Here is a 17,424-nt window from a genome sequence, read left to right as displayed (position 1 = left end):
AATTGAGTCGAGTATATTTCCCTGTAGCACATCGATGAAATTGAACAAATCAATTCAAGTCATCAGCCATTTTGATAACCTATATTCTTTAGTGTTATCTCTACCAAATGAGAATATTGCTGTGAAAGATCTTAATTGGCGTGGAATCGACCTCAACCTACTGCTCACTTTTGACGCGCTTTTTCGCTTAAAAAGTGTATCGGCAGCTTCAAAAGAGCTGCACTTGGGACAGCCTGCCACCAGTTACAACCTAAAACGACTTCGGGAATTATTGGGGGATCCTCTATTTGAAAGGCAAGGCAATAAGATGCAACCGACGGTGAGAGCCCATGAGATAGCCCCTAAGGTTCAGACGATTTTGTCGATTTTCACGCAAGATATTTTACCGGCAGAACAATTTGAGCCAGAGAGTTACTCAGGACAGTTCACCATTGGTGTCAGTGATTACGCAGAGCAGATTTTTGGTCCAGAGATTTTCGACACTCTTCAGCAACTCTCCCCGCTCAGTAAAGTCCTGCTCAAGCCGGTCGATAGTGCGAACTGCGTGACATTACTCGAAGACCAAAACACGGACCTCTGTATTGGCGTTTTTCAGGAGTTACCAAGCCATTTGGATACCACCTTTCTTTACCGAGAAAAGCACCTATGCACCTTTGATAACAAGGTGTTGAAGACCACACTCCCGATACCACTCGATACCTATTTAAAGACACCGCAAATGATAATTACGGCTAACCAAGAACTGACGAGCCAAGTCGATATCACGCTAGAAAATATCGGTGTAAAACGTAATGTGGTGCTTGGTACAACACGTTTCTTGACCATTCGAAGAATGCTTTCGGGAAGAAATGTATTAGCCGTGATGGCAGAGATGGTAGGCCGTTCTGAATTGATAGATGATGATTTAGTACTATGCGATCCACCCATTGAAATCCCAGATTTTAACGTCGATATGGTGACATTAAAACGCGACGCCAGTCATCCACGTATCCAGTTTCTTACCCAGCTGGTTCAAAACCTGATTCAAGAAAAAGTAAAAGAACTTCGACTCATCAAATGAGTTGAGGTTTACTAGCTAGGGGCAAGCAAGGATTCATGAAACAAGCAAGGTTGGCCCCACTTAGTTCAAGTTAAATCACCACTTAATCGACCGCAGAACCCAAAATTATTGAGCGACCATCAATTTACAAAAGTTATCAAAACGATAAATAAAGTCACCGAGTGAATATTTAAATTAACCACTCATATCCACCATAAATTCCTGCTTAAATTTTTTAGAAAAATTCAAAATTTATTAGAAATTAACCCCTAACTTTACTGAGTATTTTGTTAGTCTTGGAAACAATTATTTACAATCCAAACAAAAATTAATTGGATCGCTTGAGGTTGTTTTTCTTGAATATGAAATTATTCGGCAGTTCCCTAATCCTTTCGGGAACTGCATTAGGGGCTGGCATGTTAGCTATCCCAATGGTGTTGGCTCAATTTGGCTTCATGATCAGCTCAGTGCTGATGCTACTTATCTTTATTGGCACCACCTACTCTGCCCTTCTGCTAGCAGAGGCGTGCACTAAAACTAAAGACAACAGTGGCATGAGCAGTGTTACTTACTTAACGCTTGGCAGCAAAGGTAAACACTTTATCAATGCACTCTTTTACCTGCTGCTAGTATGCATGTTGATCGCTTATATCTTGGGTGTCGGTGACATCATTCATAAGCTACTACTCGACGTTGGTATCGATGTATCGGCATCCGTTGCGTATACCATTTTCAGCCTATTGATGGGCGCTATCGTCGTCTCAGGCAAGTCTTATATCGACAAACTGAATCGCGGGCTATTCATCTTGATGGTCGTGATGCTGTTTATCGTTATCGCATCCTTGTTTAGCAACATTCGCCTTGATTACCTAACTCAAACCAGCCAATACACGGCCAACGACGTGGTGCAATACAGCGCAGTTATCTTTACTAGCTTTGCCTCGATGGTGGTGATCCCGTCACTGGTTATCTACAACCGTGAAGCAACTCAAAAGCAGATCCGCAATATGATTCTGCTAGGCTCAGTGATTCCATTAATTTGCTACCTAACTTGGTTATTCGCGATTATCGGCAACCTTGGCACAGACGCGATCAGCCAGTTCCACAATATCTCTGAGTTGATTTCTGCGTTCAGCGGCCAATCTGCTTGGTTGAAAGTGGTGATTGCGCTGTTCTCTGCTTTAGCCTTGGTGACTTCTTTCCTCGGCGTATCGATGGCGCTTTACGACCAAAACAAAGACGCGGTGACCAACAACAAAGCGTTGGCTTATGCGCTGACCTTCATCTTACCTTTGGTATTAGCAGAGCTATTCGCTAGCCAATTTGTAAGCATGCTGGACTATGCAGGCATGGTGCTAGTGTTCCTAGCTATCTGGGGCCCACTCGCAATGGTGGTTAAGGTTCGTAGACCTGACTTCCCTCACCTACAAACCGAAGGCAGCTATACCGCAGCCGGTGGCGACACGGCACTGATGGCAACATTCGGTTTTGGCGCTTTGATTTTCGTGTCTTGGTTTATGGGGTAGATCATCACTCGGTCATAGACCTAAAAAGATACCAAGAAGAGCAGCTTTGGCTGCTCTTTTTTTATGCCTAATATTCTTATCTACAAACTCTGCCTTCATCGCCAAATCCAATTAACTAAGCCTTCAGACAAAGTAATTAGAAACAATCATTTAGATAAACCCTCTCTCAGTATTTCAAACTCCAGCCCTGCTCAAAACAGCATGATCTATGATCATATAAAGTAGATCGATTGCTGATACATCTGATAATTAGATCACAAAACAACCCTAATGGTATTGTATTGGTATTATCATTTGAAATACCATCATTTGCGTACCCTACAGTACTAAAGGACATAATAATGAAATCGAATAACTTCAAACTGTCTTCAATGATGTTCATTGAATGGTTTATCTGGGGAGCATGGTTTGTTCCCCTATGGCAAATACTCAATACCAATGGATTCACACCAACTGAGATCGCATGGTCTTACGCATGTACCGCGATCGCCGCGATCATTTCACCGATCTTAGTTGGATCAATCACCGACCGATTCTTCGCTGCACAGAAAGTACTTTCTGTAATGTTGATAGCAGGTGCAGGTTTGATGTACTTAGCGGCTCAGCAAACCGAGTTCGCCACCTTCTTCCCAATCCTTTTGCTTTACTCGTTAACCTACATGCCGACGATTGCACTGACCAACAGCATTGCTTTCTCTAACGTAGAAGACGTAGAACGTGACTTCCCGCGCATTCGTGTAATGGGTACGATCGGTTGGATTGCATCAGGTATCGCTATCGGCTTCCTACCAGGTTGGTTAGGCTATGGTGATATTTCATCAAGCAATATCCCACTTATTCTGACCGCTTTAGCATCTTTGGCTCTGGGTATCTTCGCGCTAACATTGCCAGATACACCACCGAAAAGTACCGGAAAACTCAGCCTTAAAGTGATGCTTGGCCTAGACGCTATCGTGCTGCTAAAAGACAAAAACTTCCTAGCATTCTTCGTTTGTTCTTTCATGTTCAGCATGCCTCTAGCGTTCTACTACATCTTCGCTAACGGCTACTTAACTGAAGTCGGAATGAGTAATGCAACAGGTTGGATGACGCTGGGTCAGTTCTCTGAAATCTTCTTTATGCTGGCACTACCATTCTTCACAAAACGATTTGGTATTAAGAAGGTATTACTTCTTGGTCTATTTACTGCCGCAGTTCGTTACGGATTCTTCGTTTACGGTAGCGCAGACACTTGGTACCTCTACTCACTGCTGTTCGCAGGCATCCTATTGCACGGTGTGAGCTACGACTTCTACTTCGTTACCGCCTACATCTATGTCGACAAAAAAGCACCTGCTCACATGCGTACCGCCGCGCAAGGCCTTATCACACTAGGTTGCCAAGGTATTGGTAGCTTGCTGGGTTACCGCTTAGGTGGCGTGTTGATGGAGAAGATGTTCGCTTATGACGAACCACAAAACGGACTAACGTTTGACTGGGGTGGTATGTGGGGCTTCGGCGCCATCATGATCGCCATCATCCTCGTTATCTTTATGTACTTCTTCCGTGAGCCAAACGGCGAGATCAAAGAGATCAAAATCGACAACAAATCAGATGGAAACCCATCAGAGCAGACTCAAGTAGAAAAAGCTCAAGCGTAACTTTATACCTGCTCAGTCTCTCTCCTAGCTTCTGACTGAGCAGCTTTTAGATAACCTATTTTTGGTGAAGTAAGATGAACATTTCAAAACAAGACAGAATTTTAGGCACATTTTATGGTCAAGCATTGGGTGATTCGATGGGAATGCCATCAGAGCTTTGGCCAAGAAGCCGAGTAAAAGCACACTTTGGTTGGATTGACTCTTTCCTACCGGGGCCATCTGAAAACAACGCCGCTTGTTATTTCGATGCTTGCCAGTTCACAGATGACACCTCAATGGCATTGGCTCTTGCAGACGCTATCATTGAATGCGATGGCGAAATCTCACCAGAGATTATTGCTCGTAACGTATTAAGTTGGGCTGAAGGTTTTGATGCATTCAATAAGAACATTTTTGGCCCGAGTTCAAAAGCCGCGATGCGCGCTATCAAGGAAGGGACATCAATTGATGAACTAGAAAACAACGGCGTGACCAATGGTGCGGCAATGCGCGTGTCTCCAATGGGCTGCCTAGTACCAACCACCAGCCTAGACACCTTCATCGACCAAGTCGCACTAGCTTCAAGCCCAACCCATAAATCAGACGTAGCGATTTCTGGTGCTGTAGCTATTGCATGGTCGATATCTAAAGCGATTGAAGGTCACAGCTGGAACGCAATCAAAGATCAACTACCCGCGATTGCGGTTGCAGCTCAAACTAAGAACATCACCACCTTCAGCGCTTCGATGGGAGCACGCATTGAATTGGCTCTGATGGTTGCTTCAGAAAACAGCGGCGTTGAAGAGCGTATGGAAAAGATCTATAACCTTGTTGGCACTGGTGTGAGCACAATTGAGTCTGTACCAGCAGCAATCGCCATGGTCGAACTGGCTCAAACCGATCCAAATCGTTGTGCCATTTTATGTGCAAACTTAGGTGGTGATACCGATACGATAGGCGCAATGGCTACCGCAATTTGTGGTGCATTGAATGGTATTCAAGCTATCGATGTCGAACTGAAAAAACAGCTCGATGACGAAAACCAACTCGACTTCGCGGGTTACGCTGAAACCTTCGTACGCTTAAGAGAGATTAAGGAGCAAGGGTATGCCTCATAGTGCTTTGGTTACACTGATTCCAACTCTACAAAACAAACGACAGTTGTGCCTGATTGGCGCGGCTGTGGTCGATATTGTGACAGAAACACCTGCCCTACCGAAACGTGGCACTGATGTCGAGCTCACAGAGAAAGGCATTCACGTTGGTGGTTGCGCTCTCAACATCGCGATTGCTTTAAAAAAGCTCGGCGTTGAATCTATTAATGCTCTACCAATTGGCCAAGGTAAATGGGCGGGCATCATCACTGCCGCGATGGCAGAGAAAGGCCTAACTAGTAGCCTGCAAGATCCAAGTGGCGACAATGGTTGGTGCTTAGCGCTCGTTGAACCCGATGGCGAACGTACTTTCCTGTCCGTCAGTGGCGTTGAGAACAACTGGAATCAACAAGCGCTTGAACAACTCAAGCTTCAAGACAATGCGATCATCTACCTCTCTGGATACCAGTTGTCTTCAGCTTGTGGAGAACAAATCGTTACTTGGCTTGAAACACTGCCAAGCGGTATTGAACTATTCATCGATTTCGGTCCTCGTATTGGAGACATTCCAAAGCCATTATTTGATCGCCTAATCAAGCTGAAACCGACCATATCTTTAAATCGCCAAGAAGCCGAAGTGCTCGGTATGCAAGAGATAAACGCGTTTGTAGAACAATGGCATAACCAGTATGGCTGCCCACTGATTCTGCGTATCGACAGTGATGGTGCTCTGTTCGCTACTCAAGATGGCTACGGGAACGTTGCGCCATTTAAAGCGACCGTGGTTGATACTATTGGCGCAGGTGATACCCATGCGGGTGGCGTGTTAGCGGGCTTGGCTTCTGGCTGGGAACTGCCTGACGCGATCTTACTTGGCAATGCGGTTGCGTCTTATGTGGTGAGTCATGTGGGTGGCGACTGCGCGCCAAGCGTTGACGAGATAACTCACTACCTTAACCAATACTAATTCCTGTTAAGTCATGTAGACACAAGGCTCAGTATTACTGGGCCTTTTTGTTATGCCTGTCTTTCTTTTACCTAGCTTTTTTGGCCTTTCTAATATGAATCATTCTTCTGTTATGAACCGTTCTTCTAATGCAAATAACAAAGCGACGAGGATTCTGCTTGCGAGCTGTGGGATCAACCTTTGTATCGGCGTGCTCTATACCTGGAGCGTTTTTAAGAACTCGCTACTAGAACTCGGTTGGAACAACACTCAAGCCTCGATGCCCTACACCATCACTATAATCACCCTATCATTGGCGCTACTCATTGCTGGTCGTATTCAAGATAAAATCGGCCCACAAAAAGTATTAATGGTGGGTTCTTTGATGGCTGGCGCGGGAATGATCTTGGCGAGCCTCTCCCTAACGCCTTGGAACCTTAATGTGAGCTTTGGTCTAGTCACTGGTGCCGGTATTGGATTCGCTTATGCGTGTTTGAATCCAACCGCAATGAAGTGGTTTCACTCTTCTCAAAAAGGCATGGTCAATGGGTTACTCGCCACGGCATTTGGCCTTGCGGCTATCTACTTGGCTCCGCTTACTAGCTACCTAATATCCGTCGTTGGATTGGAACAAAGCCTTCGCATACTTGGGACTGGGCTCATCGTCATTGCTTTCCCACTGGCTTATTCGATCAAGAACCCTCCAGCAGGGTATGAGCCGAAAGCCAATTCAGAAAAACCTGATCCCTCAAAGCCTACACCGCCTTCCGCTCGAAATTACATATGGAAAGAGATGCTCGCCACCAAGCAGTTCTACCTGTTGTGGTTCACTTATGCCTTCGGTGCTGCCGCTGGCTTGATGATCATCGCCAACATCACCTCGATTGCTGCTGAGCAAGCCAATATCTTAGAAGGCGCTTATTTGATTGTGACCTTATCGATATTCAACTCAGCAGGTCGATTAGTCTCTGGGTTATTGAGCGATAAGATTGGCGCATTAAAAACGTTAGCGATCGCACTGAGCCTGCAAACCATCAATATGCTGCTGTTCAGCCAGTTTGTTTCTAGCTCAGCACTAATGGTTGGCGCTGCGTTAGCGGGCATTGGGTACGGCACTTTATTAGCGGTATTCCCTTCAATTATGGCGGACTTATACGGCTTGAAAAACTTTGGTGCCAACTACGGTGTGCTTTATACCGCTTGGGGGATTGGCGGCTTTATCGGCCCTATCCTTGCGGCAATATCGGTGGATTGGTACGGCAGTTACTCGATCGCCTATTTGATCTGTGCAGTATTGGTGAGCATGGCTACGATACTGACCTTCCGTGTCAAACCCATTTCTACAGAACCGTGCAGCGACAATGGGGAAGCCTCCAATTATCAGTTTGAACGTTCAAGCTAACTCAATGACTCTCTGAGTGGTGGAATCTTTGTTTCGCCCTCAGATTTCACATTTCTCTTAAGTGTGGACTCAGACTTCGGGTATACTTCGGTTAAATATAAAAGCTAAAACAGACCTTTATGAGCGCTTATCAACCACTGCTTACCTTGATTCAAGAGCGAATCGAACAGAAAGATAAATCACCTTTGTATCTGAAGATTGCCGATTCAGTAAAGCTCGCGACCGAGCAACAAATGTTGAAGGGCGGTGACTTTATCCCAACGGAACGTGAATTCAGCGACAAGCTTGGTGTCTCTCGAATTACGGTTCGCAAAGCATTGGATATTTTAGATAAAGAAGGCGTGATAGTTCGTTCTCGTGGTTTGGGTACTATGATCAGCGAGACTGTTGAATACTCAAGTAAAGAAGCGACAGGCTTCTCTCAACAAGTGGTTTTAAAAGGCAAAAAACCCGACACATTGTGGATAAAGAAAGACGTTGTTCTTTGCTCTTCAGAAATTGCCAAGATGCTCAAAATCGCCGAGAACGATCAAGTATTTTTGTTGAAGCGTGTTCGTTACATCGACGAACAAGCTGTCTCTATCGAAGAGTCTTACGTCCCTGCTCACCTGATCCACGATCCAGACGAAATTCAATTGTCGCTTTACGACTACTTCCGCAGCCAAGACATATCACCAACCAAAACGCAAAGTCGTGTGTCTGCAAAAATGCCAACTGAAGAGTTTCTAGAAAAGCTTAACATCGACGAAACTGTACCTGTACTGCTCATCGAACAAACCGCTTACGATAAGAAAGGCGTGCCGATTGAATACAGCATCAACCGCTGTCGTGGTGATATGTATGTGTTCGTGAGCGAAGATTAAACCTCGCATCCAAAATACAGCAGATACAAAAAGCCCGTTAGTCCTGCTATTAAAAGTAGAGACTAACGGGCTTTTTACTTCTTATTGGAGTGTTTGCTAGTTAGCTCTTAAACGTACTCGCAATATCTTTCAATGAAGCTGCTAGCTGAGCTTGTTCTTTGGCTGTCGCTGCAATTTGTGTTGCACCTGTCGTAGATTCTGTCGACTTCTGCTCTACTGCCATCACGTTTTTCGCGATGTCTTGAGTCACTACCGCTTGCTCTTCGGTTGCGGTTGCGATCTGCTCAGTCATGCTAAAGATCTCGCTTACCGATGCTGAGATTCCTTGTAAGGTGTGCTCCACCTCTTTTGAATCCTCAACCGCTTTAGACGACATCTTCTGGCTGTTATCAATCACATTAAACGCGGTTTGCACATCAGACTGTAGCGAGCTGATGAAACCTTCAATTTCAGCTGTCGATTGCTGAGTACGCTGTGCTAGCGTGCGAACTTCATCGGCGACGACGGCGAAACCACGGCCTTGCTCACCCGCACGAGCCGCTTCAATTGCCGCGTTCAACGCAAGTAAGTTGGTTTGTTCTGCTACCGACTTAATCACATCAATCACACTGTTAATGTTGTTGCTGCTTTCGTGTAGGTGCGTGATCTTTTCAGCTAGATCATTAATTTCAGATGCCAGTTTCTCGATCGAGTGGTAAGAGTCTTGGACTGTGCTCAAACCTTCTTGAGACTGCTCATCGACCAGTTTAGCGGAACTTGCTGTCTGCTGAGTTTTAGCCGCCACCTCATTTACCGTAGCCGATAGCTCTTCTGTCGCCGTTGCAACCAAGCCAATTTGGTCTTGTTGTTGCACTAGCGTGTTCGAGTTGTAGTGACAAGTTTGCGAGGTTTCTTCTGCGGCTGAAGCCAAAGTCAGACTCGACTGAGATAAGTTGTCGATAACTTTTGAAAACTTCTCTAAGGTTTCGTTCAGTGCCGACGAGATCAGTCCAAGCTCACTGTTGCCAACGAACTTAGCGCGAACTGTTAAGTCGTTGTCATTACGAACCTTAGACAACATCACTGTAAGATCTTTTACTCTCATCGTCAGGTCGCTGATCGCCTTATAGCTCACGAAGGTCGCGAACAAGGTTATCAAAGCAAACAGACCAATACTCATCATCATCGCAGACTGCGCCTCTGACATTTTAGTCTCTGTCAGTGCGATAAGTGATTGTGCTAGGTGGTTTTCTGTTTTCTTCAGCTGAACAATACGCGCGGTAGATTGCGAGAACCAGTACACAGGATCAACATCAAAACCGCTCATCTTAGATTCAGCCAAACCACGAAGCTTTTCTACTTCTGCCACCGAACGATCATTCAATTGCTGTTCAAAGAAACGAACGTTAGCTGGGTTGCTCAATACCTCAAAGTTTGAGAAGTAGGTATTTTGCTCAGTCACCAAAGAGATGAATTTAACCAACATGCCTGGGCCAAATTCATTTTTAGAGAAGGTATTATTTAGGACAGCACGCTCGATACCCGCTCGCTCTTTACCTTGTAAAAAGTTGTAGTAAGCGATGGTTTCAGTGGTGATGGCAGCATCAGAGCTAAGCTCAGCAATTAACGCCGATACACTCAGCAGCTTTGCATTAAGTTGGGTGTAGTAACCCAAAGCCTCAGACAGAGGAATCGATTGAGAATCCACTCGATTTCGAATAGAAGAAAGTTGATTAAGGCTTTGGCTGATCTCTGTATTCAAACGGTTGATCTGTGGCAGTTCGATGCTAGCAGACTGCCAGTAATCGTTTCTTTGGTTGCGTCGATTGTCAGCACTGGTTCTCTGCGAGGCTAATTCACTGACAAACTTGGTTCCTTGAGAACCAATAAAGCCAGCGGTCATACCTCGCTCTTTTTGTAACTCATGCACTAACTCACTGTACACAACCGAAAGGCGTGTCAGTTGGTTTAATGAAGACATTTCAGTCTTAGTTTCCACGCCCTTGGATATCGCTGAAACACTGAGCCAGAGAAACCCTAAGATCGGTAAAATAAGCAAAGCGATGATTTTTTGCTTAAAAGACATATCGGTTAATTTCATTTTTATTTCCTAGCAGCTAACAAATATTTTCAGTCATCTAACTCGCACATCCTTAATAAGATGCACCTCAATTGTGACTGTATAATTATTCAACTTGATCAATGTGCATCAATTACCGTACCACACAGATCGCGATGCGATGAAGGTAACATTTAACCTCACAAAATTCATTGATTTACCGATAAAACTGTTAGCTAAGCGACCTAACGATACCAAAAACACGTGCAACAACATTTTATTGACGTAAGCGACTGAAATATGACACATTTTAACTACCCAAAAGGGGTGGGCCTGCACCAATTATGTGCTCAGATAAAACGATATATTCAGAACCATCTATAGATTCAACGCTCACCAGAGATTGATTCACATCCCTATTCTGCGCTGATTAACTGTCTATTCCTCGTTAACTAAATATGTATAATGCCGAATTATTAAAGTAGAGATTCGCAATAAATATGCGACAACAACTGAGAGATATTGTATGGATTGTCCCGCTTGCGAAGAACATATCGGTTGGGAATGGGTAGAAGAAGCGGCCATTGAGCCCAATGAGGAATTCGATTGTCCAGAGTGCGAAGCAACATTGATGTACACCATCGATGAAGGCACCTATTACGGCGCTCAGCACAAGACCGTAGAAGTTATTGATGATTAAGATGATTTCCAGATGATCGGGATGTTTTATTAACTCTTTGATGTTCTAAGCCTGCGCAAAGCAGCTAAACACACCTTTACTAGAACGGGCGTTCAGCATAAGATATTGAACATATGTTCAGATTAATGAAGTAGATGTTATGGCTAAGACCGCGAAGTTCGATAGACAAGATGTAGTAGATAAAGCAACGAACCTGTATTGGGAAAAGGGCTTTCATGCGACTTCTATGCGTAACCTGCAAGACGTGATTGATATGCGTCCGGGCAGCATCTACGCGACGTTCGGCAGCAAAGAAGGTTTGTTTAAAGAGACGCTTGCTCGCTATACCGAACTTGGCATCCTTAATCTGAACCGCTTCCGCAGTGAAACCGAATCGCCTATCAAAGCGCTGGAAAACTTCGTAAAACGTGCGGTTGTCGAATCGAAACAGAGCGCGCCAAACGGCATGTGTATGTTGGCTAAAACGGTCGCAGAGCTAACTGATGAACACGCAGAATTATTAGCAGAAGCGAAGAAGTCACTCAAGGTCATGGAAGGTGAATTCGCTAAGGTGATTGCGGAATCACAAGAATTGGGTGAGATCAGCAAAGAGCGCGAGCCGACCCAACTTGCTCGTCATGTTCAGGTTCAAATCGCAGGCCTGCGTACCTACGCGAAAACCTGTGACGATATCGATTTACTCAACTCAATGGTTGAAGACGTATTTAAGTACCACCCTTTTTAAGGGCTGAACTTATACATTAGAAAACGATACAAAAAGACTCCACTTTCACCTTAACCGGCCTGAGCGGAGTCTTTTTAGTTTTGATCTCGTTAACTTTATAGATGATAAGCTTTGCGGTTTAAGGATTACACCTTTCTCATGATCAACGCCTGAGCATTAAGCATCGCCTCTTTGGTACTGACATCTAACGTTTTAACGTTCGCAAAGCGCTCTACTTCTTTAATCGCCACATCGTGAGCAAAGATCACCAACCTCGCCCTTTCAATGTCTTTCTGAGTAATTCGATTGCCGATTCCGTTGGCACCTTGGGTTTCGACTTTAATCCGAACCCCGAGATGATGCGCCGCCTTTTCTAACGATTTCGCAGCCAAGAAAGTGTGGGCAACACCAGACGGACAAGAAGTGATCGCCAATACATCCGCTTGCCCCTCTTCCGTTACCGAACCACCGGTAAACTGATTAGAATTCACTTCACCTTCGACCACATTTTTCTTCAGAAGAATCACGATCAGGGCTGTCGTTAGAGCACCTGCTAGTGTGCCAACGATATAGCCAATCTTGCCATCCACCACTGGCAGCACAATCCATCCGCCCCATGGTGCATGGTTCACTACATGGAACATAAAGCCAACCACGTTACCGACAATGCCACCAGCAACAACCGCAGGCAGAACCCGCGCAGGATCGGCGGCTGCAAATGGGATCGCGCCTTCACTGATGCCGATCATTCCCATAATGCCTGCAGCTTTACCCGCTTCACGCTCGTCTCGCTTAAACTTCTTCGGCGATAAGAAAGTCGCTAGTGCCATGCCTAGTGGTGGCGTACAAATCGCAATTCCGACACCGCCCATCAACCATGGCTGAGTATTCACCTGGGTTTGAGCAAACAGTGTTGCTACTTTATTGATTGGGCCGCCCATATCAAAGGCCGTCATTGCACCTAAAATACTCCCCAATACCACTTTTCCTGAACCTGCCATGCCAGTCAGCATTTGGTTCATCTCTAGCATCACTTGGGCAATAGGAGAACCAATCACCCACATCACCGCACCACAGGTAACAAAGGTGCCGACTAGTGGATAGATGAAGATCGAGCTCAGCGAGATCATGCTGTCTGGCAGTTTGATCTTCTTAAGTAGATTAACCACAAAGCCCGCGAAGAAGCCGACCACAATCGCGCCGAGGAAGCCGGTATTGTATTGATTGACCGCGACCCAAGAACCAATCATTCCGGGCGCTAAACCCGGTTTGTCGGCCATTGAATACGCGATGTAACCACCGAGTACCGCAGTAAATAGGGTTAGCCCCGCGATGCCCATTTGTGCGATGTCTGCTAACACGCCACTTTCAGGAACTGCGCCATGACCCGACATCATCACCGACAAAGACAAAAGCACTCCACCTGCAACCACGAAAGGAATCATGTGCGAGGTACCGTATAATAAGTGTTCTTTGAGGCGATTAAGAGATTGCGCCCAAGGGCTGAGTGGCTCGACATACACCTCATGATGGCTAGAGGCGTAGCTATCGAACGATTCTGAATTGGCTTCAAGAAACAGCTCTTGAGCTTCCTCGACAGACTCCACCGCCTTTAATTTTGTAACAAAGCCATCTTCGATAAGTCTGGTCGAAATCTGAGCCAGTACCTCGATATGGTGGTCGTCGTTGTTGTCTGGGGAAGCGAGCATAAAGAACACATCCGACAGCTCGCCACCGTCTGCGCCATAATCGATGCCAGATCGGCTGATACCTACCGCCACAGCAGGTTTAGCTACGGCAGTGCTTTTCGCGTGTGGAATCGCAATGCCATCGTCAAAGCCTGTATTACCGATGGCTTCACGCTTCCAGATATCATCAAGGAATTCACGTTTATTGGAGAGCTTACCGGCACGGTCGAGCAGTTCAACAAGCTCTTCAAATACCGCCTGTTTTGAGTCGGCTTGTAAATCTAAGCAGATGATCTCGGGCTCGATAATGTTGGTGATATCCATATGCTGCTCTGCCTCGCCTGATTTCAGACTGAAGTAATTACGTAAGTGATAAGGTTAATAAGATGAAAAGATTAACGGTGTGAAGGCACTCAATATATAGGACGAAAGGTGCATTAACTGGATTATTGTAACCAAGAACTCAGAGTGTGACTTTCACCTTGGAATAAAAAACGCCAATCCATAAAATCCACAGAACCCATAACAATATCGTCCCTTCCCTATGCGAGCTTTCCATACTGGTTTCCCATGCAAGATAGCTTTTGCCGGGTAGCTTCTGAAAGGTAGCTTATGTAACGTAACAGGGACGAGATTAAGCCGAGAATAATAATGAGAATTGTAGCGGTAACTGCGTGCCCTACAGGCATTGCGCATACTTATATGGCAGCTGATGCTCTAAATAAAACAGCCCCTAAGTTCAACGTTTCAATAAAGGTAGAGACGCAAGGCGCTATGGGTATTGAAAACTTACTGACCGCCCAAGATATTACCCTCGCAGACAAAGTGTTGATCGTCTCTGATATCGACATCGAACAACCAAGCCGATTTGACCCAGCTAAAACCGTATTTGTTCCAATGGAAGAAGTATTGTTGAGTGTCGATAAAGTCTTTATTAAGCATTGTCGAACTTAAACTTTTGATGAACGAATACCAGATCACCTTCTTTGTTGCCGACCCAACGGCGAACTCACATGTCGCCCAGCCGCTTGCTCGCTTAGCGAAAAAGTTCAAAAGTACCATCCGCATTATCAACATCACTCAAAACCGAACCGCCGATCTCTCTAAATCTGTCGCGATGCTGCAAGTAGGTTTACTCCGAGGGGATTTATGCCAGATAACCGCGGTAGGTATTGATGCAGAGCTCGCGTGTTTTGTCATAAAAGACGTGATTGCCGAACATTACGCCATGGTTGGTTCGCAAGTGAACCATGAGTTTTCAAACGATCTAATCCAGCGAATGCCACAGATATGCCCACCTTGTGACATCAAATGGCACCACGCCAAGGCGCAAACTCAACTGACAAAATTTGAGTGCTTGAAAGGGCTCGCTCACCTTGTTTATCCAGAAAACCCAGATGAACTAATTCTGGCATTCATTAAGCGAGAAGAACGCTCGTCTACATGTGTGTCACCAGGTATCGCACTGCCGCATGTGATGTTTGAATCTACCCAAGACCTCTCGATTGCGGTTATCGTCAGTGACGACCCGATTGACTGGGCATCACGTATCGGCGAAGTGCATGTAGCCATTGCTCTTGTTCTGCCAACCAAACCACAGCGTGAGCATATTGTGGCGGCTACCAACCTAACCAGAAACCTGCTTCACGATCAGGTCAATGAACGTCTGCAAAAGACCCGAAGCAGTGTCGACCTGCAAGCCTTGTTGATGTATATCTCTTCACGTCTTATTTAGTTTCTATTCTAATTCACCCCATCTGATTCATCCCCATCTAATTCAACTGTTCTGGTCAAGTTCAGCGAATCTATTTAGCCCCTGATAATGACACCTATCCAATCGTTTTAAGCTCATTTTCTCATACAATAAAAAACGGCTGAGCATTAGAGCTCAGCCGTTTTATGTTTAATTACTTGTTTAACTGGTTAGCTAACTTACGCTGTTTTTTTCGCTTGTTTCGCATCCTCAACCGAGTCGTCTACAGCTTTTACCAGCAGCAGACCAACGATGAACACGATACCGCCACACAGTACGAACATCATTCTTCCCCAGAATGGGTTCGGTAGAGCAAACATCGCCATCACTGCCACACCAGACACTGCGATCAGTGAACCCAGCATGTGACGTTGTTTGTTATCCAGTTTCTTCTGTGCTGTTGATTCAGAAACCAATGGTGTCGCTAGGTTGTTGAAGAAGGTATCCACATCTTTCTGACGAGACGCTTCCAGTGGTTTGTAGAACAGAGTCGAAAGAATGAAGAAGCCAGCAGTAAATGTTAAGTGTGCAATTAGGCCTACCGCTACTTTCAAGTCAGACCATTCACGACCTGTTAGAGGCTCTAGGTTGAACCAGTTTTGTAGCATCTCAGCGGTAATCACGAAACCAACGATGTAAGACACAATCGCACCGACCACTAGCGTACCCCAACCTGCCCAGTCCGGCGTCTTCTTAAGGAAGAAGCCACAGAATGCTGGAATGGTCATTGGGAAGCCAATCAACGCACCCACGTACATCATGGTGTCGAATAGGCTCAAGCCTTTTAGCGAGTTGATAAACAGCGCGATAAGGATGATAGCTAGACCGAAGAAGGTAGACATCAACTTTGACACAATCATCAGCTCTTTCTCTGTCGCGTTTGGACGAAGAATCGGTTGGTAGAAGTTGATGACAAAGATACCAGAGTTACGGTTTAAGCCTGAGTCCATAGAAGACATAGTTGCCGCAAACATCGCTGCGATTAGAAGGCCTACCATACCTGCTGGCATGTATTGCTCTACAAAGTAAAGGTAAGCGAAGTCGCCTGCTTTAGAACCTGCATCTGGGTAATGTGCTGCAAGGTCAACGCCTTGTCCTGCTACGAACCAAGGTGGCATGAACCAAATGATTGGACCGATGGTCATCAGAATACACGCTAGCAGAGCGGCTTTCTTCGCGTTCTTAGAGTCTTTTGCCGCTAGGTAACGGTAAGAGTTCAACATGTTATTGGTGATACTGAACTGTTTGAAGAAGATGAAGAATGCCCAGATTCCGAAGATGCTTACGTAGTTCAGGTTGTTACCAGAAACGAAAGACGCGCCTTCTGCTACAGGGAAATCGTTGATGATTTCAGTAACGCCGCCACCTTGTACGATAGCCACTGCAGCACACGTTACGGTTACCGCCATGATAATAACCATCTGCATGAAGTCAGACGCGATAACCGCCCAAGAGCCGCCCGTTACCGACATCACCAGTACAACAAGACCAGTCAGAACGATGGTTGTCGTCATGTCGAAGCCAAAGATGCCCGATGCGATGATCGCCAAACCGTTCAGCCAGATACCTGCAGAAACAATACTGTTCGGCATGCCAGACCAAGTAAATACTTGTTCGTTGAAGCTACCAAAACGCATACGAATCGCGTCAATTGGCGTTACCACACGTAGTTGACGGAATTTCGGAGCGAAGTACAGGTAGTTCATCAGGTAACCAAATGCGTTCGCTAAGAAGATAACCGCGACAGCCATACCATCGGCATACGCTTTACCCGCTGCGCCAGTGAAGGTCCAAGCACTGAACTGAGTCATAAACGCAGTCGCGCCAACCATCCACCAAAGCATGTTACCGCCCCCGCGGAAATAGTCACTGGTTGTACTGGTGAACGTTCTAAACATCCAACCTATTGCGATAAGGAAAAGGAAATAAATTCCTACGATCAGAGTATTGAGTTCCATGTATAAGTCTTCTTTATGATGAATATCTGAAGAGCATATTATCTATAGAATTTTTAATTTGTAGTATTATAAGTCAAGGTTGTGATGGGGCGTAT

General features: G+C 45.5%; 14 protein-coding genes. 11 read left to right on the top strand and 3 right to left on the bottom strand.

The genetic code is table 11. The annotated features are described in order from the left end of the window. The first annotated feature begins 34 nt into the window (after positions 1-34). The 7 genes from AB4484_RS21705 to AB4484_RS21675 all read left to right on the top strand — a co-directional run bounded on the left by AB4484_RS21705 (position 35) and on the right by AB4484_RS21675 (position 8,489). Entirely contained in the window at positions 35-1,060 is a 1,026-nt protein-coding gene (locus AB4484_RS21705) for a LysR substrate-binding domain-containing protein (RefSeq protein WP_372080357.1), read from the top strand. 341 nt (positions 1,061-1,401) lie between these two features. Then, a complete protein-coding gene (locus AB4484_RS21700) occupies positions 1,402-2,565 on the top strand; it encodes an amino acid permease (protein ID WP_372080424.1) in 1,164 nt (387 codons plus the stop codon). Positions 2,566-2,906: 341 nt separating this feature from the next. After that, positions 2,907-4,205 carry a nucleoside permease gene (locus AB4484_RS21695; RefSeq protein WP_050646480.1) on the top strand — a complete coding sequence of 433 codons (1,299 nt, stop codon included), beginning with the start codon at positions 2,907-2,909 and terminating at the stop codon, positions 4,203-4,205. Positions 4,206-4,279: 74 nt separating this feature from the next. Then, the gene (locus tag AB4484_RS21690) at positions 4,280-5,302 is read left to right on the top strand and encodes an ADP-ribosylglycohydrolase family protein (protein WP_372080355.1); all 1,023 of its coding nucleotides are present in this window, start codon (positions 4,280-4,282) and stop codon (positions 5,300-5,302) included. Next, complete coding sequence (locus tag AB4484_RS21685) at positions 5,292-6,245, top strand: PfkB family carbohydrate kinase (protein ID WP_372080353.1); 954 nt, start codon at positions 5,292-5,294, stop codon at positions 6,243-6,245. Before AB4484_RS21690 ends, AB4484_RS21685 begins: the two co-directional genes overlap by 11 nt. Before the next feature lie 94 nt (positions 6,246-6,339). Next, the gene (locus tag AB4484_RS21680; protein WP_372080351.1) at positions 6,340-7,626 is read left to right on the top strand and encodes an OFA family MFS transporter; all 1,287 of its coding nucleotides are present in this window, start codon (positions 6,340-6,342) and stop codon (positions 7,624-7,626) included. A 119-nt stretch (positions 7,627-7,745) separates the two neighbouring features. Further along, positions 7,746-8,489 (top strand): GntR family transcriptional regulator, encoded by a 744-nt coding sequence (locus tag AB4484_RS21675; protein WP_050651347.1) that lies wholly within the window; start codon positions 7,746-7,748, stop codon positions 8,487-8,489. A 100-nt stretch (positions 8,490-8,589) separates the two neighbouring features. Here the strand turns inward: AB4484_RS21675 and AB4484_RS21670 are convergent, their stop codons facing one another. Then, positions 8,590-10,569, bottom strand: a complete 1,980-nt coding sequence (locus tag AB4484_RS21670; protein ID WP_372080349.1) for a methyl-accepting chemotaxis protein — start codon at positions 10,567-10,569, stop codon at positions 8,590-8,592. Positions 10,570-11,053: 484 nt separating this feature from the next. Here AB4484_RS21670 and AB4484_RS21665 point away from each other — a divergent pair, with 484 nt between their 5' ends. Beyond that, entirely contained in the window at positions 11,054-11,227 is a 174-nt protein-coding gene (locus AB4484_RS21665) for a hypothetical protein (protein WP_017061661.1), read from the top strand. 139 nt (positions 11,228-11,366) lie between these two features. After that, positions 11,367-11,951: a TetR/AcrR family transcriptional regulator gene (locus AB4484_RS21660; RefSeq protein WP_248641850.1), complete on the top strand. Its 585-nt coding sequence runs from the start codon at positions 11,367-11,369 to the stop codon at positions 11,949-11,951. Positions 11,952-12,076: 125 nt separating this feature from the next. On the opposite strand, the gene AB4484_RS21655 is transcribed toward AB4484_RS21660, so the two are convergent. Then, positions 12,077-13,942 (bottom strand): fructose-specific PTS transporter subunit EIIC, encoded by a 1,866-nt coding sequence (locus AB4484_RS21655; protein WP_102398136.1) that lies wholly within the window; start codon positions 13,940-13,942, stop codon positions 12,077-12,079. Positions 13,943-14,269: 327 nt separating this feature from the next. On the opposite strand from AB4484_RS21655, the gene AB4484_RS21650 reads away from it, so the two are divergent. Both AB4484_RS21650 and AB4484_RS21645 read left to right on the top strand, forming a co-directional pair. Continuing rightward, positions 14,270-14,572 carry a PTS fructose transporter subunit IIB gene (locus tag AB4484_RS21650; protein WP_017070485.1) on the top strand — a complete coding sequence of 101 codons (303 nt, stop codon included), beginning with the start codon at positions 14,270-14,272 and terminating at the stop codon, positions 14,570-14,572. Between the two features lie 7 nt (positions 14,573-14,579). Further along, a complete protein-coding gene (locus AB4484_RS21645) occupies positions 14,580-15,353 on the top strand; it encodes a PTS sugar transporter subunit IIA (RefSeq protein ID WP_372080422.1) in 774 nt (257 codons plus the stop codon). 197 nt (positions 15,354-15,550) lie between these two features. On the opposite strand, the gene AB4484_RS21640 is transcribed toward AB4484_RS21645, so the two are convergent. Next, positions 15,551-17,329, bottom strand: coding sequence for a sodium:solute symporter family transporter (locus AB4484_RS21640; protein ID WP_086969299.1), 1,779 nt, complete (start codon positions 17,327-17,329; stop codon positions 15,551-15,553). Between the last annotated feature and the right edge of the window lie 95 nt (positions 17,330-17,424).

Source organism: Vibrio sp. 10N.261.46.A3, from assembly GCF_041472995.1.
In the GTDB taxonomy this organism is placed as follows: domain Bacteria; phylum Pseudomonadota; class Gammaproteobacteria; order Enterobacterales; family Vibrionaceae; genus Vibrio; species Vibrio coralliirubri.
Note: the sequence above shows the minus strand (reverse complement) of the source record. Positions and strands in the feature narration are given on the sequence as shown.